The 21,012-nt window shown below is 41.2% G+C and carries 19 protein-coding genes; 9 read left to right on the top strand and 10 right to left on the bottom strand.

The window, feature by feature from the left end; genetic code table 11:
• The 4 genes from Aso01_RS05945 to Aso01_RS05930 all read left to right on the top strand — a co-directional run.
• Positions 1-1,744: phage tail protein (locus Aso01_RS05945; RefSeq protein ID WP_042065227.1), on the top strand; the 1,744-nt coding region annotated here is incomplete at its 5' end.
• A gap of 61 nt (positions 1,745-1,805) precedes the next feature.
• Positions 1,806-2,078 carry a holin gene (locus Aso01_RS05940; RefSeq protein WP_004935673.1) on the top strand — a complete coding sequence of 91 codons (273 nt, stop codon included), beginning with the start codon at positions 1,806-1,808 and terminating at the stop codon, positions 2,076-2,078.
• On the top strand, positions 2,062-2,616 hold the full coding sequence (locus Aso01_RS05935; protein ID WP_004935675.1) for a glycoside hydrolase family protein: 555 nt from the start codon (positions 2,062-2,064) through the stop codon (positions 2,614-2,616). The genes Aso01_RS05940 and Aso01_RS05935 overlap by 17 nt, the downstream gene beginning before the upstream one ends.
• The gene (locus tag Aso01_RS05930; protein WP_004935677.1) at positions 2,613-3,137 is read left to right on the top strand and encodes a hypothetical protein; all 525 of its coding nucleotides are present in this window, start codon (positions 2,613-2,615) and stop codon (positions 3,135-3,137) included. Before Aso01_RS05935 ends, Aso01_RS05930 begins: the two co-directional genes overlap by 4 nt.
• Positions 3,138-3,143: 6 nt before the next feature.
• Here Aso01_RS05930 and Aso01_RS05925 read toward each other — a convergent pair whose 3' ends face one another.
• From Aso01_RS05925 to Aso01_RS05885, 9 genes are all read right to left on the bottom strand, one after another.
• Entirely contained in the window at positions 3,144-4,250 is a 1,107-nt protein-coding gene (locus Aso01_RS05925) for an HNH endonuclease (protein ID WP_004935679.1), read from the bottom strand.
• A gap of 44 nt (positions 4,251-4,294) precedes the next feature.
• Positions 4,295-4,516 (bottom strand): hypothetical protein, encoded by a 222-nt coding sequence (locus Aso01_RS05920; protein WP_004935681.1) that lies wholly within the window; start codon positions 4,514-4,516, stop codon positions 4,295-4,297.
• Positions 4,517-4,520: 4 nt separating this feature from the next.
• Positions 4,521-5,816, bottom strand: coding sequence for a Y-family DNA polymerase (locus Aso01_RS05915; protein ID WP_004935683.1), 1,296 nt, complete (start codon positions 5,814-5,816; stop codon positions 4,521-4,523).
• Positions 5,817-5,834: 18 nt separating this feature from the next.
• Entirely contained in the window at positions 5,835-6,461 is a 627-nt protein-coding gene (locus Aso01_RS05910) for a LexA family protein (protein WP_004935685.1), read from the bottom strand.
• 129 nt (positions 6,462-6,590) lie between these two features.
• Complete coding sequence (locus Aso01_RS05905; RefSeq protein ID WP_004935688.1) at positions 6,591-7,235, bottom strand: SOS response-associated peptidase; 645 nt, start codon at positions 7,233-7,235, stop codon at positions 6,591-6,593.
• A 315-nt stretch (positions 7,236-7,550) separates the two neighbouring features.
• Positions 7,551-8,900 (bottom strand): DUF3100 domain-containing protein, encoded by a 1,350-nt coding sequence (locus tag Aso01_RS05900; RefSeq protein ID WP_004935691.1) that lies wholly within the window; start codon positions 8,898-8,900, stop codon positions 7,551-7,553.
• Between the two features lie 363 nt (positions 8,901-9,263).
• The gene (locus tag Aso01_RS05895; protein ID WP_004935694.1) at positions 9,264-10,418 is read right to left on the bottom strand and encodes a M20 aminoacylase family protein; all 1,155 of its coding nucleotides are present in this window, start codon (positions 10,416-10,418) and stop codon (positions 9,264-9,266) included.
• 3 nt (positions 10,419-10,421) lie between these two features.
• A complete protein-coding gene (locus tag Aso01_RS05890; RefSeq protein WP_004935698.1) occupies positions 10,422-11,930 on the bottom strand; it encodes an aldehyde dehydrogenase family protein in 1,509 nt (502 codons plus the stop codon).
• 14 nt (positions 11,931-11,944) lie between these two features.
• Positions 11,945-12,823 carry an NAD(P)-dependent oxidoreductase gene (locus Aso01_RS05885; protein ID WP_004935700.1) on the bottom strand — a complete coding sequence of 293 codons (879 nt, stop codon included), beginning with the start codon at positions 12,821-12,823 and terminating at the stop codon, positions 11,945-11,947.
• A 253-nt stretch (positions 12,824-13,076) separates the two neighbouring features.
• Here Aso01_RS05885 and Aso01_RS05880 point away from each other — a divergent pair, with 253 nt between their 5' ends.
• On the top strand, positions 13,077-13,985 hold the full coding sequence (locus tag Aso01_RS05880) for a LysR family transcriptional regulator (protein WP_004935703.1): 909 nt from the start codon (positions 13,077-13,079) through the stop codon (positions 13,983-13,985).
• Between the two features lie 32 nt (positions 13,986-14,017).
• On the opposite strand, the gene Aso01_RS05875 is transcribed toward Aso01_RS05880, so the two are convergent.
• On the bottom strand, positions 14,018-14,908 hold the full coding sequence (locus tag Aso01_RS05875; RefSeq protein ID WP_004935706.1) for a LysR family transcriptional regulator: 891 nt from the start codon (positions 14,906-14,908) through the stop codon (positions 14,018-14,020).
• Positions 14,909-15,089: 181 nt separating this feature from the next.
• Between Aso01_RS05875 and Aso01_RS05870 the strand changes: the two genes are divergently transcribed.
• The 4 genes from Aso01_RS05870 to Aso01_RS05855 all read left to right on the top strand — a co-directional run bounded on the left by Aso01_RS05870 (position 15,090) and on the right by Aso01_RS05855 (position 20,986).
• Positions 15,090-16,034 (top strand): dihydrodipicolinate synthase family protein, encoded by a 945-nt coding sequence (locus Aso01_RS05870; RefSeq protein ID WP_004935709.1) that lies wholly within the window; start codon positions 15,090-15,092, stop codon positions 16,032-16,034.
• Positions 16,035-16,204: 170 nt separating this feature from the next.
• Positions 16,205-17,590 carry an MFS transporter gene (locus Aso01_RS05865; protein ID WP_004935711.1) on the top strand — a complete coding sequence of 462 codons (1,386 nt, stop codon included), beginning with the start codon at positions 16,205-16,207 and terminating at the stop codon, positions 17,588-17,590.
• Positions 17,591-17,670: 80 nt separating this feature from the next.
• Positions 17,671-19,017, top strand: a complete 1,347-nt coding sequence (locus tag Aso01_RS05860) for an OprD family outer membrane porin (RefSeq protein WP_004935714.1) — start codon at positions 17,671-17,673, stop codon at positions 19,015-19,017.
• A 202-nt stretch (positions 19,018-19,219) separates the two neighbouring features.
• Complete coding sequence (locus Aso01_RS05855) at positions 19,220-20,986, top strand: ShlB/FhaC/HecB family hemolysin secretion/activation protein (RefSeq protein WP_039909859.1); 1,767 nt, start codon at positions 19,220-19,222, stop codon at positions 20,984-20,986.
• Positions 20,987-21,012: the final 26 nt, after the last annotated feature.

Here is a 21,012-nt window from a genome sequence, read left to right as displayed (position 1 = left end):
GATTGTACCCAGTCCTGACGGCTTAAAAATTCGGTCCTATGGTGACACTGCAGTATCAGGAAATGGAGTCACGTTTACACCGGATCTGACAGCAGCCTATCATTTAACAGATGATGACTTCATTGGTGATGATCAGCCCGTTCGTGTAAAGCGTAGCCGTGATACGGATGCATTTAATCACTGTCAGATTGAGTACGTGAATCGCTTCAATCAGTACAACACCGAGACGGTCGAAGCGAAAGACCAAGCAAACATTGAAATGTTTGGACTACGTACTCAGGATCCAGTCAAGTATGACTTTTTCTGTGAGCCGAAGATTGCCCGACATGCTGTGCAATTATTGCTGCAGCGCAAACTTTACGTGCGTAATGAGTATGAGTTTGATCTGGGCTGGAAGTACTGCCGACTCGAGCCGATGGATATCGTGACGCTCACAGATGAGTCTTTGGGTTTAGATCGATTTCCCGTGCGTATCACGCGCATCGAGGAGGATCAGGACGGATTGCTCACAGTGACTGCAGAAGAACTGGCCTTAGGTTCACGCTCAGCAGTTGAATACGACTTGCAAGCGTCAAATGGCTATCAGGGAGGTAACGAGGAACCAGGTAATGTTAATGCGCCGGTAATCTTTGAACCGCCGCTCGATCTAACCGATGGTAAAAATCAGGTATGGGTAGCAGCATCAGGCGGAAGTAACTGGGGCGGCTGTAATGTCTGGGCAAGTCTGGACAATACAACATATGAAATGATCGGTACGATTTACGGATCTGCACGCTATGGCCAGTTGGTTACTGCAATTAATTCCAGTGCAACTGCAATGCAAGTCCAGCTAAACACATCTAGTCAGATTTTTAGTGGAACGTCTGAAGATGCTCAGGTGAATACAACGCTCTGCAGAGTCGGTGATGAATATGTCAGCTATGTTGATGCCACACTGAATGGTTCAGGGCTTTATACGCTTGGTGGTGTGTTACGTGGACGGTTTGATGATGCTTTGGCGCATAATGCCGGTGAATCCTTTGTGCGAATAGATAAAGCCATCTTTCAGCATGAATTCAATTCGAATCTGATTGATAAAACCATCTATTTGAAATTCACAAGCTTCAATGGCCTGCAGCAGAAAGAACAAACTTTAGATGAAGTCACAGCTTACAGCCACACGCTAAACGGTGGACGTCCTTCAGGTGTTAGGGGCTTATCGCTACAGTCGCCATTTGTTGGAACGTCATTTAAAGCGCAATGGCAGTTTGCTGCTGGTGCACAGGGGTATATTGTGCAGGTCTTGTCTGGAAGCACACTGCTTAGAACGATTGAAACGACCAGTGCTGAGTACACCTATTCGATGGAAGAGGCTAAAGTGGATGGACTGCAGCGTAACTATACAATCCGTGTTGCGAGCAAATCAGAAAATGGTACCAGCACATTTACGGACCTGAATATCAGCAATCCAGTGCCATCGATCTTGGCAAACGTCTATACATCGGCTACATCAAACTCAATCACGGTAACGTGGATACCAAGTGAAGTTCCGGATCTGAAAGATTACCAAGTGTGGATCAGTAAAAATGCCAGCTTTGATCCGGAAACGCTGGCCGCGAATTGGACCGGTACTGAGAATGCCTGCACAATTGGAAATCTGGATTCGACCACGACCTATTACATTAGGGTTGCGGCGCGTGATGTCTGGAAGCCAACATCGTGGAACTACTCGGCGAGAGTGACACAGGCGACTTTAGAGGCTTAATTTTAACTAAAACATGGCACCCAAACGGGTGCTTTTTTATTGCCACGATCTGGAGGTTGGCATGTCAGAACAATCAGTAATTGAAGCAAGTGCAGCAACGCTTACAAGCAAAGTCACAGTTACCAGCGGGAGTGCTTCATTTTTGGGATTTGTAGCAAATGTAGATGTAATCGCGTGGGGTGGTTTAGCTATTGCAGCACTCGGCTTGCTTATTCAGCTTTACTTTGCGATTGCCAAAAATAAACGTGAAAAAAGAGATGCTGAGTTGCGCGAGATCGAGCATAAACAGCGTATGGCAAATTTGAGAGGGGAATGTCGTGTCAAACAAGACTAGATTATTTGTAATAGGTTCAACAATCGCCGCTGCCATAACCAGCGGCGTTTTTATTTATGGTCCTAGTGAAACACAGTTGCAATCAACAGCTCAACAAGAAGGCTTTACGCCATCGCCCATCATTCCAACAAAGAATGACGTTCCAACGATTGCGTTTGGTACCACGGTCTATCCAGATGGTACTAAAGTAAAAATGACAGATCCAGCGGTTACACGAGAGCAGGGAATGATCTTTTTACGAAAGCATATGGATAAAGAAGCGCAGCGCTTTAACAAAACGATTTTAAATGTTCCGATCTATCAGCACGAATACGATGCCTACACTGATTTTGTTTATCAATTCGGTATTGGTAATTGGTCCAGTTCGTCAATGCTGAAAAACTTGAAAATGGGAAAATACAAAGCTGCTTGTGATGCATTGCTCAAATATAAATATTCAGGTGGTTTTGATTGCAGCACACCAGGTAATAAACGGTGTGCTGGTGTGTGGACGCGACAACTGGAAAGACACAGCAAATGTATGGGAACTAATTTATGACCTGGTTATCAATACTGAGCGCGATTAAGCGCTTTTTTTACGTCTGCGTGAAATGGATTTTGGAAAATAAGCGTTGGACATTAATCATCATTTTGTTGATTTGCTGCTTATTTCAATCATGCCAAGTGAACAATCAAGCCGGTCAAATTAAAAACCTTAAGCAGCAACACGCTGACTACATCACTCAACAGAAACTTGCTGCTGAAAAAGCCAAAGTTCAAGCTGCTCAACAAGAAAAAGTCTGGGCAGAGCAAATCACTCAAGCGGAGCAAAACTACAATGCTAAAGTTAAACAAATACAATCTGATGCTGATTCTGCTCGTTCCAGTGCTGACAGCTTGTCAAAGCAACTTGCCAGCGCAAAGCAACGTATGTCCTCGGCTTCCCGAGAAACCATCATTGAATACGCCGATTCCTCAGGTGACGTACTCGAAAGCTGCATCACAGAATATCGATTTATGGCACAAAAAGCTGATGAGCACACGGCTGATGCAGAGCGATTGATAAAAGCATGGCCCTAGAAATTTTTAATTAAGCTTTCTAAGATCAAAAAGTCTATAACTAGTATCAATTAAAATTTGCTGTTGAAAGAAAAAAATTTTCTTATTTCTTGGTGATATCCAGATAGGTTCTTGATCTGGATATTCAAACTTTTCCATAACAATATGAGTATAAGAGTTATTATTTTTGAAAATATTTCCTATATACTCATCAAATAAATTATAGATTTCATTTTGCTTTACTAGACCTACACAATTAAACGTGAGATCGAATACCTTTGAATCATATATATAGCCACGATAATTACCAAAAATATCAGAAAATTTCATTGCTCTTGTAAATAAAATAGAAGCACTCAGAACATTAAGTGAATTTCTTATACTCGGTGAATTCATAAAACCTAAAGGACTAAAACAGTTATTAGTATTAATTCTTCCAATAGTTTGATTTTCACCAATTTGAATATCACCATCTTTACTTAATTTGATTGTATTATTATTATATTTAAAAAAAAGTCTTTTAATATTTACGAAACCATCGCCCTCAATTTCTAAAATTAAATTTATTTCCCCTTTTTTTGATCGAACTTCAATTCTATTGGAAATAGCTTGAAAGTCACAACTTCCTACTATTCCAATAAACTCATTATTATTTAGGTAGCCAATTTTTTTACCATTTGAATCCATAAAGATTGCATTATATAGTAATGGTGAGTATGGATCAGAATAATCTTTTGTAACCCAAATAATCGGTTTCCCATGAACTGTGATTGCAATATCGGTATTTGAAAAAGTTGAATTACCAATTTTTATTATCATTTGCTCTGGATTTGGATAAAACTTACTACTTTTTGTGAAACCAGATCTCTTACAGTATGGATCATTTTTAAGTAAATTTATGATTCTTTTTGGGAGTCTTTTTCCTGTAGATTCATTATGACAACCAGCACATAACAAAGTTATCTTATCTGGATCATGAATCTTAGCATCACAAAATAAAGGTTCAATATGCTCATACTGTATAAAAATATTTCCACATTTTACACAGCCATAACCATCATTTTGTCTTATTTTAGCCTTTATGTCTGATGGTATATTTCTTGAGAGACCATGTTTATTAAATTCATTGCTCATTTATATCTCACTAAATTCTAATTGAAATTATTATAACTATAGAGCTAATCCCCCACAGTCCCCAACACCGGTATCAACTTGGGCCCCGCCAATCTGGCTTTGCTGATAATCTCGACAAGCTCATCATAAGTCAACTCAAATTTATCATCACTATCAAATACATATTCCATTTTCTTACCCATCAACTCTGGGGGAGTGGGTGGGACAAAACGCTTAGGGATAAGTAGTTGTGCCAATTGCTCATCTGTCAGTTTAAATAAGTGCATTGTTTTATCCTACTCGAAAGAGATCCGACCATCTTGTTAAATACAATGGTGATCTTAAATTTTGATTCATGTGCCAATCGGCTTTTTGATTATTTGCGATACCGACTGTGACCAAGTTTTTTCCAAAACGTTCACTGATCGCTTCAATGGCATTCGATAAGTTCTCTCGCTCAGAGCGTTGTGTGTGATCAGTGAACATATCAGGCACAAACTTTGACTTGTCGATGATCTCTAAGAGTACAATCCCGGCTTTCTTATATTTGAAACCTCTCTTATAGATCTGATCGATACCTTTCATGGCTGCTTTCGTGATGTAAAGCAAATCATCAGTATGCTCATGCATTTGAACCACGATGTAAGGTGAATATCTCTCTGTCTTGTCAAAACGCCCGGTTTGTATAAACACGCCAATCATTTTGCATAGAGATTCATCTTCACGCATACGCTTCACTGCACGTGCTACATAAAGCCTTACTGAAGACTTGATATCATCGATCTGATAGACTGGACTGCCATAGGACCGGCTGCTGATGATTTGCTTCTTGGCGACCTCGTCATTTTCAAGATCAATGCATGAAATGCCTTGAAGTTCTCTGACTGTTTTTTCCATGACGACGCTAAAGTTTTTCTTAATCTCTTTGGGATTCGCATTAATGAGATCTAAAACTGTATTGATGCCCATCGTATTGAGCTTTTTGCAATTCTGACGCCCAACTCCCCAGACTTCGGATACATCGATGCTCGCTAGGATATATTCAGCAGAGCAAGGATCCATCTCAACTAGATTACAAACGCCGTCGAAATACTTATTTTTCTTCGCAAGATGATTAGCAATTTTAGCCTCAGTTTTAGATCTTCCAATTCCCACACAGCAGGGAAGACCGAGCCAGTGCATTGCTTTCTCACGCATGTCTTTAGCGTACTGAGTCAAATTATAGTTTTGGCCATATGCCGTCAGTTTCAGGAAGCATTCATCAATACTATAAATTTCTTGTTCATCTGGCGCGACGTATTGGCCGAGTAGCAACATGAACCTACGTGACATTTCGCCATATAGGGCATAATTGCTGGATAGTACCTGGACATTGTGTTGCTGAACCAACTCTTTAATTTGAAAGAATGGCACACCCATTCTTATGCCTAAATCTTTAGATTCCTGACTTCTGGCCACTGCGCAGCCGTCGTTATTACTGAGCACGATAACTGGACGATCATTAAGAGATGGATTAAATACACGCTCACATGAGACATAGCAATTATTCACGTCAACCAACGCGAATATTTCGTTTTCACTTTTCATTTTTGTTCTTCTTATGACTTATGAGCGATGATAAATACGCTTTAAGTTGAAAGTGACCACACCCCAGATCACGACTGTCTGATTATCTGAAGGGATAATGTGCTTGTATGCTGGATTCTCAGCTTTGAGCCACAGTTTAGGTAAGGGATAGTTTTCATCACCGAAAATTTCTTTGATTTCTGATTTCGACATTTTGCTCGTAATCATCAATCGTTTGATGGTTGAGTCTTTATTGTCGATCAGGGCAACGACGATGTCGCAATGCTTTGCTTCGATACTACGATCAATGATAATCGGATCATTCACATCAAGCCCGGCACCGAGCATTGATTCGCTATCAACATAAGCAATAAACGTTGAAATGGGGTTGTGAATCAGAAATTCATTGAGATCGAGCGCCTTGTCTTGTTCATCCTTTGTACTAAAGGCTGGGCCCGCTGGGATACGTTCAAGTGAAACCGGCACAGAAAGCTTTGTTCTCGGTAAAACAGATGTGAGCCCGAGCTTATCAACAAGCTCAGTCTGAAACGCGATCTGCTCGAGAACAGTATTGATTGTTGGACTTGGTTTACCCTCTGAACCCATGAGATCTTGAAGTGATTCCCATGCGTTGTCAGAGAAGTAGATAGGCAACTTCTTAGACATTTTGATACTCCTACGCTACAAGGCGTGTTTGGAATAGAATTTGGTCTTTTTAGGATAGTACGTTTTAAGTTTTGAATTCAAATTTTAAAAACTATTAAGAAACAAGAACAAGTCATAGATTGACGTCATTTAAAGTTCATTTGGTCGGAAATTCTTCATATCAGATTTAGGCATTGCATCGAATTCATCGATAGGCATATCGAAAAAGAATTCTTTGGCATCTTCATGATCACAGTTTAGCCATGACTCTCTAAGATCCGGCGGAATAATGATTACAGATCGCTTTTCGTCAGTAGGTGCGTGAAACTGCTTCATGAAAGGGTGATGGTCCGAGTTGATCGTTAACATAGACATTGATCTCACTTCTTCTCCATTCACCACAGCATATTCATATATTCCAGCGATCGTAAACGGCATGTGGTCTTTGCGATAGATTCCATACCAATGAGGCTTGTTATCAATGTATTTCGGTTCAAAGATGGTTTGTGCCGGTATTAAACAAAACTGATTCTTTTTCCAAGCATTACGAAAACTTGGCTTAACAGCAACTGTTTCTGTACGGGCATTGTATGTATTTCTGGCTTTCTTTAAATCCTCGATCCATGGTGCCACTAATCCGAATCGAGCCAATCTCCATTCCACGTTTCCGCGTTTAGAAAAGACTATAGGACCAGCGTAACTTGGAAAAATATCGGCTTTATATTCAAATGTGGGCTCAAGTAAGCCCAGTTGTATGGCTTGAGAGCGTTTTATTGGTTCATAATTGGCACACATATGCACCTCTTTTAAATTTACACAGCAAACTTGGAGTTGTGTAAAATAGATTTAGTTGATTCTGAGTTTAACTCCTAAAGTAGGAATTGAACGAAAAATATTCTGTTGTTAATCATATTTAATCAAAACTAATTGTTATACGTGGGTTATACAAGTAAGTTATACGGTGATAAAGTTATTATAAATTCAAATACTTATTATTATTGTTCAACTCCCGCCATCTCCACCAAAATTCGAAAAAGCCCTGAATTCATCATTCGGGGCTTTTTTTATTTTGTTTTAATGTTTTTAAAAATCGGATAACTCATTCAATTTTTAGTGAAAAAATTCAGCCACAAACGCCGCTGCAATAAAAGTTCCAAAATTTGCGCATAAAGAAACGACCACGATACGCCAGCCCAGTTTTCTAAAAGCAGGAATATCTTTTGCAATTGAAAGGCCTGCAAATGCCAGCATAGGGGTAATTACAGATAATATATGAATCTCACCCACAATTCCTGTAACTGTTTCATGCCAAGGAAACCATGGAGAAGCCATATACATCGCGATAATCGATACATAGCAAACCGTTGGAACTTTCTTGCCAGTAAGATGGTAGATCAGATCTCCCAATATTGAGATTAAAACTAAAATAACACCCGCAATGATCACGGTAGCGCTAAATTTTCCAGTTAAAATGGTATTTGCTGTTGTCGCTAATGCAATAAGTGCAATCCAAGTGAAGGCTTTTTCAGCTAAACTTAACTTGGTTTTTTCCTCTTCAGATTCTTTTACGGTGCTATAAAGAAACTCATTGTCATGCTGTTCTACTTGATTTCTTTTAGAAAAACGCCCTAAAACTGGTTCGAGTATCTTATAAGCATAAATGGCCAACGGGAGTGAAATAAATAAAGTAAAGTAGGTGCCAAGTGTTGTGGTTAATAAATTAGAAGCGGCAGCCAAAGCTATCACTTGTTCAGCCGTAGCCGGATCGACTTGAGCAGAAATAGCACCCGCTGCTGCAGCCATCATACTACCAGAGCCAATACCTGAGGCCATAGCTAAAGATAATGGATGAAAAACATTCAAGCTCGCGATAAAACCGGCAACGATTGCAATAAATAAAGCACCAATTAATGTTCCCGTTATGTATTCAGCTAAAACACCACGGCCTTCGGCAGAATTTAATCCATATTTTTCGGTAATGATGGCTAGACTAGGTTCGCGTCCGACAGAAAATGTTGCACCAATTGATTCGCGTTTGATACCTAGTAGCAAGGCAATTGGCATTGCAAATAAAATAGTACCGACAAAATGCCCGAGCTCTTGAAACAATAATGCCCAACCCGATTGAATAATCAGTGGAATCGATGAGCCTACAATCAGCCCTTGTTTGGCGATAAAAACAAGCAGTGCAGGGTAAAGAATATGTGCACTTTTAATCTGTAAAGGCTTATCTATTTTAAGTGGCATCCATTGTTTTTGACTCAGTAAGCCAAATGTACAACCTAAAATCAGAGCCCATACCATCGGAAGTAAGGCAATTTTTCCGGAGCCTAAAGGGATATTAATTGTACCAATAGATTCGGCAATACAAATGATGAGAAATGCAGATAATATTATATATCCGTATCCATAATTTATATTTCTTGCGTTGGTTTTCATATTAAAAACATTATCTCGCATTTTACTTCTTCCTTTTAGTGGGCATAATTTATTTATTAATAAAATTGCAAAATATATGCCATGATTTCCTGTTTTTATAATACGCAATATGTATACAATGCTCAAATGATGTGCATCAAAATAAAAACACTAAATTTCATGTTTAATTATTTATTTTTCAATAACTTGTTATGAATTTTTGGATGGATGGTTGAGCGCTAAAAACATAAAATTTTGTTGCTTAAATTAGAACATAAGGTTTTCAAAATATTTTTTAAAATTAAAATAAATTTGCATAATAAAAGTGCATTTTAAATTTACTAATGGAAATAAAAAATCTCTTATAGAGGCTATAAGAGATTTTTTAAATATTTATTTTGATGATTATTTTGATAAGGTGGTTTCAACCAAACCGATCCAAAATTTTATACCCGTTTCAATGACATTGTCATTAAAATCATAATAAGCATTATGCAGTGGTTTGGATGGTTCTACTCCATCGACGCCTAGCCAAAAATATGCACCAGAACATTTTTCTAAAAAATATGAAAAATCTTCTGATGCCATAGAAGGTTTGACATTCCAGTGAACTTTAGAATCTCCAAATAGTTTTTGGGCGACATCGCGAATGGTGATGGCTGCATCTGTATGATTCATTGTCACTGGATAACCAGAAAAAAATTGGATACTTCCTTTTACGCCGTGTACAGGAGGGAGCGCCTCAACCTGATCTTGAAGGAGTTGTTTCACCTGTTGACGAACTTGAGGGTCTAAACAACGAAAGGTACCTTTGATCGTGACATATTCAGGGATGATATTGATTGCTTCACCTCCCTGAATTTGAGTAATACTGAGTACAGCAGAATCTTGAGCAGCCAATCGTCTAGAGCTAATGGTCTGAATCGACAGAATGAGCTGGGCAGCTGCCACAATTGGATCAAACCCTAATTCCGGCATAGCAGCATGACAGCTTTTACCTTCAAGCTGGATTTCAAAGGTATCCATAGATGCCATCATTGCGCCAGGATTGACGGCAATATGGCCAGCAGGGAGTCCTGGCCAGTTATGTAAACCATAAATAGCAGACATTGGAAACTGATCTAACAAACCTTCTTCAAGCATTTTGGTTGCACCGCCTAAACCTTCTTCGGCAGGCTGAAATACGAAATGCACTTTTCCATGAAAATTTCGGTGTTCACTTAGGTATTTGGCCGCCCCTAAAAGTATTGCAGTATGTCCATCATGACCACAGGCATGCATGGTACCGTGATGACATGACTTATGCGGAATATCTGCCAGCTCGGTAAAGGGAAGAGCATCCATATCGGCACGAAGTCCAATTACTGGGCCAGAGCCATTTTCTAAAGTTGCCACCACACCTGTGCCAGCAATGCCTTCTAGCACATCCAAGCCAAACGAGCGTAACAAATCAGCGATACGTTTTGAAGTTTGAATTTCCTGAAATCCGATTTCAGGGAAGCGATGGAATTGTTGACGCCAAGTAATGACTTCATCAATAAAGACTTTAGAAATGTTCATAGCTTATCCCTCTCCAGCACCATAATTAAAACTAAAAGTGGGGGAATCAGATGTTTCGACCCAAACACTTTTTACTTCACTATACTCTCGAAGTACATCAATTCCTGAAGATCGGCCATAACCGCTGTCACCGTAACCCCCAAATGGTGAACTGACATGAATGGTTTTATAGCCATTAATCCAGAATGTACCCGCATTGATTTGCGCTGCTACACGATGTGCGCGTGCCACATTATTGGTCCAGACTGCACCTGCCAAACCGAAACGACTGTCATTGGCAATGCGGATAGCATCTTCTTCATCTTTAAATGGAATAGCAATGACCACTGGACCAAAGATTTCTTCACGCGCGACATACATGTCATTATGGCCTTTAAGCACCGTTGGGTTGATATAGAAGCCATCTGTCTTAGGCACTGAAATCACATCGCCCACTACTTCTGCACCTTCTTGTGCTGCCTTTTCTAGCATATTACAAACATGGGTATATTGTTTGATATTGTTGATTGGGCCCACTTCTGTATCTTTACTTTCAGGATGACCAACACGAATTTTTTGAGCTGCCTTGGCAACATCAGATACAAATTTTTCGTAAATACTTTCTTGGACCAAAAGACGTGACCCAGATACACAGCTCTGACCTGCGCCACCAAAAATTGCGGAGATTGCACCTTTGACGGCATGATCCCAATGGGTATCTTCAAAGACAATATTGGCAGATTTTCCACCTAACTCTAAGACACATGGTAAACAACGTTTTGCTGCTGCCATCGCAATATGACTACCCGTTGCAGGTGAACCGACAAAACAAATTTTTCGAATATCTGCTTTGGCAATCAGTTCTTGGCCAATTGTGTGGCCATAACCCAAAATAACATTGACCAGACCTTTAGGTGCACCTGCACGCTCAATTAAAATGCCGACAACCAGCGAACTAATCGGGGTTAATTCGGATGGTTTTAAAATGACGGCATTGCCTGCAGCAAGGGCAGGAGCAACCTGCCAGCCACACGTATTCATGGGAGCATTCCACGGGGTAATCTGCATGATGGTACCCATGGCTTCATAACGCACATAGTTCAAATGGCTGGTCGGTACCGGAATAACTTCACCATGAAATTTATCAACCCAACCTGCATAGTATTCAAACATTTCTGCCACACGAACCACATCACCGCGTGCGTCGTTGTAAGGTTTATTTGAGGTGACACATTCAATGTGTGTTAAACCATCAATTTCTTTTCTAATCTCGGCACCTATCATGTACATGATTCGACCACGGTCTTTAGCAGTCAGTTTCCACCATTGTTTTTGTGCCTGTTTTGCCGCATCACTTGCTAAGGCAACAATCGACGCATCTGCATCTGGATAGCTAAACGTAACCTGATTGTCATGTGCTGAATGCATTTCAATGAGTTCGCCTTTTCCAATGACGAGTTCACCATTAATCCAGCTTCCGAGTTGTTCTGTACCTAAGTAAGACTTGATAATATTTTTTAATTCTTGAAACATGATGTTCTTTGTCCTTATCCAAAAAATTCGAGATCGGTATGTTTTACAATCGCTGTAAAATCCTCTGTGTCGGAGAGCTGTGGCTTACTGCCTTCACGCCACAAAGCCACGATTTTTTTAGATACAGGTAAGTCGAGTTCAAGCGCATCAGCCATATCTTGGGCCAGTCCTACATCTTTGCGCATGAGCCCCATACTAAATCCAGAGTTATAGGCTTTATTGAGTACCCACTGTGGAAACATGGCTTGGCTTGCTGCGCTTCGGCCTGAACCTGCATTAATGCCCGCTAACAGTTTTTCTGGGTCTATTCCGCAATGAACAGCAAGGCTCATGGCCTCTGCGGTGGTAATTAAATGTGCTGCTGCCAAAAGATTATTGGCAATTTTGGTAATATTTCCTGCGCCAACTCCACCTACATGCACTTGTGTTGTACTCATTGCTTCCAGCACAGGTTTGATTTTATGCATGACGTCATCTTCTGCACCAATCACCATACTCATCGTGCCAGTTGCAGCACCTTTTGGCCCACCAGATACAGGTGTATCAGCAAAATACATTTGTTTTTCTGCAAGCGCTGCGGCAACTTTGCGACTCGTTTCTGGTGTCGAGGTGGTTGTATCGACGATAATTAAGCCAGCGTGACCCCGTGTTAGTACACCGTTTTCACCGAAAATAACTGCTTCAACATGTTCAGCTTTGGGTAATGAAATAATTAGAATCTCAATATGATCCAGAAGTTCTTTTAAATTTTTTACTGGCTGTACACCATGCTTTTGCGCTTCGATAATTGCTTGTGTTGATAAGTCAAATCCGTAAACCTCAAAATCTTTTGAAACGAGTGTGGCGGCCATACCCGCTCCCATATTACCTAACCCTAATACACCTACTTTCATATTTGATACTCGTAACGCTCAATGCGCTAAAGATGGTTTAAATCAAGATCTGTGCAAAGCCAAAGCGTATTTAGAAGCGTTTGAGATGTTGACCAAGTCACGATTGGTTTGGTCTGTTTAAGCTTTTATAACGGTCAAATATGCTTTACAAGATTTACGAATACGAGTATAGATATCAGACAAATTGGTTATCAATAACAACGATTCTTAAAGTTTGTTGCTTTTAACGCAACACACAAGTTAGGTTAAAAGAATGAGCTATGTGCACGAAAACCGTATTAAATTTTTCTTTGAAGCGGTGAATAAAGGGAGTGTCCGTGCTGCTGCGGATGCGCTGGATGTTGCACCTTCTGCGGTGAGTCGACAGATCAGCCAACTTGAGCAAGAACTTGCGGTGACATTAATTGAACGACATCGACGTGGGATAAAAGCCACTGAAGCTGGCGAAGAAGTTCTCAAATATTACAAAGCCTACTTAATTCAGCAGGAATTGCTATTAGAAAATCTTCAATCTTTACAGGGATTGCAAAAGGGACACATCTTTATTGCAATGGGTGAAGGATATATTGACGATGTTGCGGGCTTACTCAGTGAGTTTTCTTCACAATTTCCCGAGATTAAGTTGCATTTATCGATTTGTAGCAGTAACGAGGTGATTCGAAAAGTAACGGAAGATGAGGCACATCTAGGATTGGTGTTTAATCCGGCAAGAGATCCCAAAATTCGTAGTCACTTAGCAATGGATCATCCGTTGTCTATTATTCTTCATAAAGAGCATCCGCTTGCACAAATAAGTCCAATTGAATTGAGTCAACTGAATCAATATCGACTTGCCTTAACGGATGTTTCACACGGAATTCGACAAATTATTTCTCAGGTGGAAAATCTCACAGGTGTCGTGTTAACCCCAACTTTGGAGTGCAACAATCTATCTACTTTAAAAGCTTATGCGATAAATGGCGGAATTACCCTTTTACCGAAATTCACCATCGAACATCACGCACATTTATATCCTGATCTCATCGCACTTCCGTTGCACCATCCGACATTTGCGCAAACAAAATCGCATATTATTACTCGATTAGGCAGGCAATTGGGCAATGCTGCTAATACGCTGTTGCACATGTTAGTTTATGAAATGAAAAAGCGTGATCACGATTAAACTACTCGAACTTCAAAAGCTTTAAGGCAAACTTACAGAAGATCTGCGATACGCTTGATCTCCTCCATCACCGCTTTACAGGCAGGTGTAAGATAACCATGCTTTGAAACCGATAGCGAAATATAACGTTTCAACTCAGGATTTACGATTTTTGCGGCGTTCACTGCCGTATATTGAGATGCCTTGATTAATGCTTGAGGACCCAACAAGCTATAAAGCCCATTTTCAGCAACCAGATGTGTCTGCAGGCTAATTGAATCTGCTTCAAATACAATATTTAGATTTAGCCCGTGTTCATAAGCCATATGATCAAGAAAATTACGCCAGTTACTTGGCCGGCAAAAGGTAACCAGAGGAAGATGCTCAATGGCTTTAAACTCGATCTCTTTAGCTTGGGTGAGAGGGTCATTTGCGCAACTGACCAGATAGGTATCCGCTTCGGCCAGATAAATATCACCATGTTTAGGGGTTGGACTAAACCGATACAGTAGAGCGAGATCGACATTACCTTCTTCAAGCCATTTTTCCAAATGTACGCCTTGCCCCTCGCGAACCGATAACTTAATACGCGGATATTTTTGCTGAAGTACTTTATAGAGCGTGGTGAGTAATGGGTGCGCGGTAGAAGGTAAGCTGGCAATCCTGACTGTGCCAACAGGCGTATCGGTTGAGTGTAAAATCTCATTATTAAACTGGTCGGTTACATTGATCCATGCATAGATTTTGGGCAATAAATGCTGACCCAAATCAGTCAGTTCGACACCTCGACCTGTCCGGTTAAATAGCCGGCCTCCACATACGGCTTCAAGTTCATTGATTTGTCGGCTAATTTGCGGCTGATTGGTATTTTGTAGCGTTGCGACTTTACTTAAGCTTCCTAATTCAACTGCATCTAAAAAGGTTTTCCATAACGCGTAATTCATCGATCAATCCTGAATCTTTTTAAAAAAGGTATACAAAAACAGTATAACTGAAATGCAAGAAATAGTAATTCCTCTATATCTGAACTCTTTCTATACTCCATTTATGTTCTCTGAAATCAAAAATGAACCCTGCTTAAGGGCGAATGAGAATGATAAATCACATAGTATAGGAAGTACGGTTATGAGCTTAGATTTACGTGGACTTACCCCAGCACCAGTAACACCATTCACACGCGATGGTGCGGTAGATCACGACGCGATTCAGCGCTTAGGTTCTTGGTTAGGTAGTATCGATGGCGTAAAAGGCCTAGTGGTTTTAGGCCACGCAGGTGAAGGTACATTTCTTTCACAAAAAGAGCAGATGCAGGTGATTGAAAGCTTTGTCAAATCTGTCGATGATCGAATTCCTGTAATTGCAGGGATCACGCTTGAAGGTACGTCTGTTGCGGCAGAAGAAGCAAAGCGTGCAGTCAGTGCAGGTGCATCGGCAGGACTCATTTATCCTTCGCATGGCTGGCTACGTTTTGGATATCAAAAAGGTGCTCCACAAGATCGTTATAAAGCAATTTATGAAGAGAGTGGCTTACCTTCAATTTTATTTCAATATCCAGATGCCACTAAAGCCACTTATGATTTAGATACCTTACTCGATATTTCTGCACAGCCTGGCGTATTTGCCATGAAAAATGGTGTACGAAACATGCGTCGTTGGGATGTCGAAATTCCGATTATTCGCCGTGAGCGTCCTGATTTACAGGTATTGACCTGCCACGATGAATATCTTCTACATACCATGTTTGATGTAGATGGCGCTTTGGTCGGCTATGGCAATATTGCTCCAGAGCTATTGATTGAAATGATCAAGGCAGGCAAAGCCAAAGATTACGAGAAAGCACGAGCATTGCACGATCAGCTGCTTCCTGTCACACGTAATGTTTACCACCGCGGATCGCATATGGAAGGCACCGTCGCACTCAAACATGCTTTGGTTGCACGCGGGATTCTAGATCATGCAACTGTTCGTTCGCCTTTACTTCCACTGGCAGAAGGGGCAGAGCAGGAGATTCATGAAGCGATGCGCCAAGCTGGTATTGGAAAGGTCAATCTCGCTCAAGCAGTCGCTTGAAGAAAAAAGGCTAGCCTATGCGCTAGCCTTTTTTTAGGTTACTCTGCCTGAGGCAAAAATCGGGCATGTCATTTAAAAATAACAAGAAAATATGCGTGCGATTTTTAGTCAAACGGTTTAGGTATAAAACAACAAAACTACGAGGAATGTAGTTGATAAGGAGAACGGAGATGACCAATCTAGCGGATGTAGAATCAATTCGTCATCATCAACAAAATGCACACATCATTGCACGATTAGAGCGACTACCCGTCACTAAACGATTGCAATTCATGCGAATCACCATTGGAATAGCCACTTTTTTTGATGCCTATACCGTACTTGCAATTGCCTTTGCTTTACCCCAGCTGATTACAGAATGGCATTTAACTCCAGCCTACGTGGGTGCCATCATTGCAGCGGGTTATGTTGGCCAACTCATAGGTGCCATTTTTTTTGGTTCTTTGGCTGAAAAAGTTGGGCGGCTACGGGTCTTGTTTTTTACCATCATGTTGTTTGTGATGATGGATATTGCATGTTTATTTGCATGGAGCGGATTATCGTTACTGGTTTTTAGGTTTTTACAAGGTGTAGGTACAGGTGGTGAGGTTCCTGTCGCGAGTGCTTATATCAATGAGTTTATTGGAGCAGAAAAACGTGGCAAATTTTTCTTGCTTTATGAAGTGCTCTTTCCGATGGGACTGATGTTTGCAGGAATGGCTGCATATTTTCTGATGCCGATCTATGGTTGGAAAGTCATGTTTATTGTCGGGCTGGTTCCATCTTTATTGGTTATTCCATTACGTTTTTTCTTACCTGAATCACCACGCTGGCTCGCCTCGAAGGGACGTTTTACTGAAGCCGATAAGGTTGTGAAAATTTTCGAACAGGGGGCGTTAAAACAAGGTAAGGCACTTCCTGAACCTGTCGTGAAAGACATCAATCCACAGGCAATGGCGAAAACCAACTGGCGTGAGCTATTTCAGGGAATCTACCGTAAACGTACCTTCACTTTGTGGGGAATGTGGTTTTGCGTATATATGGTGAATAACGCTATGGTGACCTGGTTACCTTCACTATATAAACAGCATTTTGGCTTACCATTGCAGACCAGCCTTGGTTATGGCTGGATTACCTCGGGAGTCGGGGTGATTGCTTCGATCATTTGTGCGCTCATGATTGATAAAGTGGGCCGCCGCCCTTGGTATAGTGCTGCTTTCTTTTTGGCGATTATTCCTTTAATGAGCCTGTCTGTGCTTGGCGCAACATCTGCGATACAGGTTGTGGTACTCGCTACGCTCAGTTATGCAATTTTACAAACCATCTCATTTTCTCTATATCTCTATGCTGCTGAGCTGTATCCGACACGTTTACGTGCGATGGGAATCGGCTTTAGTACCGCTTGGTTACGTGCAGGATCTGCAATTGGGCCAGTAATTGTTGGATTAATTGTTGGAGGCTATGGCATTCAGTATGTATTTAGCGTACTGGCAATCGTGGCACTAATTGGTGGATTGGTGACGTTCTGGTTTGCCATCGAAACCAAGGGCCAAGTCTTAGAGAAACTCTCTCCTTAACTTTATATGACATATCTAAAAATTGCCTAGCTGAAAGGTTAGGCAGTGTTTTTATTCATGCTTAAAAAAGGATATTTAAAATGAATAAGGGCTTATTATTAAGCGTATTTGGCTTGGAATACACTGCATTTTGCCATGCAGATATACCTCAGAACTATGGCCAACTCGAACTTAAACTCAATACCCGTTACTGGAATGATCAAGGCGTTGCACATCCAACATTACTCAATCCCAACCCGACGACCAGCCGCTATGAGCAAAGTGCGCTAGGGATGGAACTAAATTACCGTTCGGTATATTGGCATGACTGGTTGGGAATAGATGGTTCTGTATATGCGGTATCGAAACTGTTTGATACGGGTAAACCTACGCCGCAGCTGCTTGAAGTTGAAAATAATGGCAAACTGGCACAGAATTTTGCAGTTTTGGGGCAGCTCTATGTTAAAGCCAAATTGGGCGAGGGGAGCGAGATTAAAATCGGTCCTCAGCTGCAAGATTCACTATTATTAAAAAGTACCAATACCCGAACTGTACCCGATACATTTTCAGGCGTTAGTGCTCAATTTAAGCTGAATCCCGAGCTCAATACTTATCTGTCCTACTATGACCGCTGGAAGCCACGTAGTATGGACAGCTTTGAAAAGTTAGTCACAGATAACAACGAACATATTCCTTATGTGGCTTTGATGGGTGCGAAATATCAAACGCAGCAATGGACGCTAAATACCGAATACTTAAAGAGTAAGGATTATTTAGAAAAGTACGGCACAATGGTTCAATATAAATTGCCGTTTGCGTCCAGTACATGGTTATTGACAGGCGGTGCATTCTTTTCAAGAGATGATGGAAATTTGTTTAAGTGCGCAGCAGAAGCGGATCTGGATTGTATAAAAGGACAACAGATATCTAATCGTGGGAACGGCTATTTTTTTGATATTAACTGGATGATCAAGCGTTTCGAACTAGGTGCAGCAATCTCAAAATTTGATGGTTTCTGGATTGAAGATAACTTTTCGACGCATTCAGATCGTACAGGGGGACTGACTCAGGATCACGGAACCAATCCTTTTCCGACGTCTTCTGCTATAGGGCCAGATTTTACCAACAATGACGAGACGGCGGTTGCGCTTCGCTTTAGATATAACTGGTCGGATGTGATTCAGGGCCTCAAGACTGAATTTAAATACGCTTATGGATTTGGTGCGCACCAGAGCAACATCAGCAGCGAGATTGAAGGTCAGGAACGTTATTACGATATTGGCTTTAGCTACAGTGTACCTTGGATAAAGAATCTGGATTTTCGTTATTCATATCTGCATTATGATTCCAAATTTGAGCATGCTGCGTTAGGCGAAAAAATTAATGGAATGACCCGAAAAGATTGGGATCAGCATCGCTTACTGATCAATTATCGTTATACATTTTAATGCGCTATTAAACTGTAAATGAAAATTTGGAAATAATAAGTATCTAAGAAAGTGAAACAATGACAACCAGTCCCAAATTCATCATTTGGGTCTTTTATTATTTTTTTTTAAATCATAAAGACAAATCTGTCTAAAAAATATTTACAAAAATGTAAAGCTTGCTATTATTTTGTTAACTGGTTCTCACTTTTATTTTACAATAATGAAAAATATGAATGCTCAGCTTCAAATATCTTTAAAAAAAACAGTATTGGCCTTAGCTTTAACGGGTACGTATAGCGCAGCAATGGCTGCTGAACCGAATCCGCAGCAGCAGATTGATGCGGCAAACTATCAGATTTTGCAGCAACAGCGTGATGAGGCCTTACAAAAACAGATTCAGCCGTCGGTCAACGTTAATTTGGGGCAAAACGCTCCCGCGCTCACGGCGAATCAACGTCAGTTCCTACAATCACATTCTGAAACGCCGTGCTTTGCCATTCAGTCGATTTTGCTTGAGGGGGATGGTGCTCAGCAATTTCAGTACACACTTAAAGACGTGACGCATGGGCAAAATAATGTCATCGGCAGATGCCTTGGTGTACAAGGCTTAAATCAAGTGTTGAATCTGGTGCAAAACCGGATCATTGCAGATGGCTATGTTACGACACGGGTTTTATTGCCTGCACAAAATATTGCCTCAGGTCAGCTTCGCATGGTGGTCATCCCTGGGCGAATCGATCAGGTCAAGTTTGCTCAAGGCACCTCGGTACGCGCGCACAAAATCAATGCGCTTCCGATTAAATCGGGTGATGTGCTCAATATACGTGATCTAGAACAAGGCCTAGAAAACTTTAAACGTGTACCAACAGTTGAAGCAGATTTTAAAATTCAACCTGCCGAAAATAACGATACACCGGGTTATAGCGATGTCATGCTTGCATGGCAGCAATCGAAACCTTACCGCATCAATTTAAGCCTTGATGACTCAGGCGCTAAATCAACTGGACGTTATCTGGGAACGGCCACCGTATCGCTCGATCATTTACTGACACTCAATGACTTATTTTATGTCAGTTACAACCATGATTTGGGGGGAGGTTCTGGAAAACACGGCAGCGATGGCGTGTATATGAGTTACACCATCCCGTTCGATTATTGGTTGCTCACCAGTAGCTACAGCAAATCGGATTATAACCAGACCGTGGCAGGTGCGAGCCAGAGCTATCAATATAGCGGCGAAAGTGAATTGGTGGGTGTCGATCTCTCTCGTGTGATCTATCGGGATGCGCACAGAAAAACCTCACTCGGGGTGGGAGGCTGGTCGCGTCAGTCTCGAAATTATATTGAAGATGTTGAAGTTGAAGTGCAACGCCGAAAAACTGCAGGCTGGAAAGCCATGCTGGATCATGTTGAATATTTTTCTAATGCGACTTTAGCAACCAATCTGACCTATAAACGAGGCACAGGCTGGCTGGGAGCCATGCGTGCACCCGAAGAAGCATTTGATGAAGCATATACCCGTGTAGGAGTTTTACAGGCCAATGCCAGCTTGCAAGTACCATTTAAAGTGGGCGCGCAGAATCTGCAATATACCGCCGAATGGCGTATGCAACGAAGTAACAAACCTTTAACCCCACAAGACCGTTTCTCGATTGGTAACCGTTATACCGTACGTGGCTTTGATGGCGAACAAACCCTACTGGCCGATAACGGCTTTTTGGTGAGAAATGAATTGAGCGGTTCGATTTTAAGTCAACCGCATTACTGGTATGCCGGTATTGACTACGGTGAAGTGGGTGGACGCACAGCGTATCAGCCGAATCCATTGCCAGGTACAAGCTTGCTGGGCAGTGTCGTGGGTTTACGTGGCCAGATCGCGCCACTGCGCATGAGTTACGACGTCTTTGTGGGCGCTCCCTTGAAAAAACCAGATAACTTTAGAACAGACCATTACACCACGGGCTTTAGTGTGAACTGGAGCTATTGAGCATTAGACGATCAAAGCGACCGTCC

The sequence above is a fragment of the Acinetobacter soli genome (assembly GCF_000760595.1).
Classification (GTDB): domain Bacteria; phylum Pseudomonadota; class Gammaproteobacteria; order Pseudomonadales; family Moraxellaceae; genus Acinetobacter; species Acinetobacter soli.
The sequence above is the reverse complement of the archived record's forward strand: the minus strand, read 5'-3'. Positions and strand labels throughout refer to the sequence as shown.

Excerpts from the sequence above, each read along its gene's own strand:
- Aso01_RS05910 (WP_004935685.1), bottom strand. The coding sequence starts at position 6,461 with ATGTCTAAGAAGTTGCCTATCTACTTCTCTGACAACGCATGGGAATCA.
- Aso01_RS05855 (WP_039909859.1), top strand. The coding sequence starts at position 19,220 with ATGAAAAATATGAATGCTCAGCTTCAAATATCTTTAAAAAAAACAGTA.
- Aso01_RS05860 (WP_004935714.1), top strand. The coding sequence starts at position 17,671 with ATGAATAAGGGCTTATTATTAAGCGTATTTGGCTTGGAATACACTGCA.
- Aso01_RS05925 (WP_004935679.1), bottom strand. The coding sequence starts at position 4,250 with ATGAGCAATGAATTTAATAAACATGGTCTCTCAAGAAATATACCATCA.
- Aso01_RS05865 (WP_004935711.1), top strand. The coding sequence starts at position 16,205 with ATGACCAATCTAGCGGATGTAGAATCAATTCGTCATCATCAACAAAAT.
- Aso01_RS05875 (WP_004935706.1), bottom strand. The coding sequence starts at position 14,908 with ATGAATTACGCGTTATGGAAAACCTTTTTAGATGCAGTTGAATTAGGA.
- Aso01_RS05890 (WP_004935698.1), bottom strand. The coding sequence starts at position 11,930 with ATGTTTCAAGAATTAAAAAATATTATCAAGTCTTACTTAGGTACAGAA.
- Aso01_RS05885 (WP_004935700.1), bottom strand. The coding sequence starts at position 12,823 with ATGAAAGTAGGTGTATTAGGGTTAGGTAATATGGGAGCGGGTATGGCC.
- Aso01_RS05905 (WP_004935688.1), bottom strand. The coding sequence starts at position 7,235 with ATGTGTGCCAATTATGAACCAATAAAACGCTCTCAAGCCATACAACTG.
- Aso01_RS05880 (WP_004935703.1), top strand. The coding sequence starts at position 13,077 with ATGAGCTATGTGCACGAAAACCGTATTAAATTTTTCTTTGAAGCGGTG.
- Aso01_RS05930 (WP_004935677.1), top strand. The coding sequence starts at position 2,613 with ATGACCTGGTTATCAATACTGAGCGCGATTAAGCGCTTTTTTTACGTC.
- Aso01_RS05940 (WP_004935673.1), top strand. The coding sequence starts at position 1,806 with ATGTCAGAACAATCAGTAATTGAAGCAAGTGCAGCAACGCTTACAAGC.
- Aso01_RS05900 (WP_004935691.1), bottom strand. The coding sequence starts at position 8,900 with ATGCGAGATAATGTTTTTAATATGAAAACCAACGCAAGAAATATAAAT.
- Aso01_RS05895 (WP_004935694.1), bottom strand. The coding sequence starts at position 10,418 with ATGAACATTTCTAAAGTCTTTATTGATGAAGTCATTACTTGGCGTCAA.
- Aso01_RS05915 (WP_004935683.1), bottom strand. The coding sequence starts at position 5,816 with ATGAAAAGTGAAAACGAAATATTCGCGTTGGTTGACGTGAATAATTGC.
- Aso01_RS05870 (WP_004935709.1), top strand. The coding sequence starts at position 15,090 with ATGAGCTTAGATTTACGTGGACTTACCCCAGCACCAGTAACACCATTC.
- Aso01_RS05920 (WP_004935681.1), bottom strand. The coding sequence starts at position 4,516 with ATGCACTTATTTAAACTGACAGATGAGCAATTGGCACAACTACTTATC.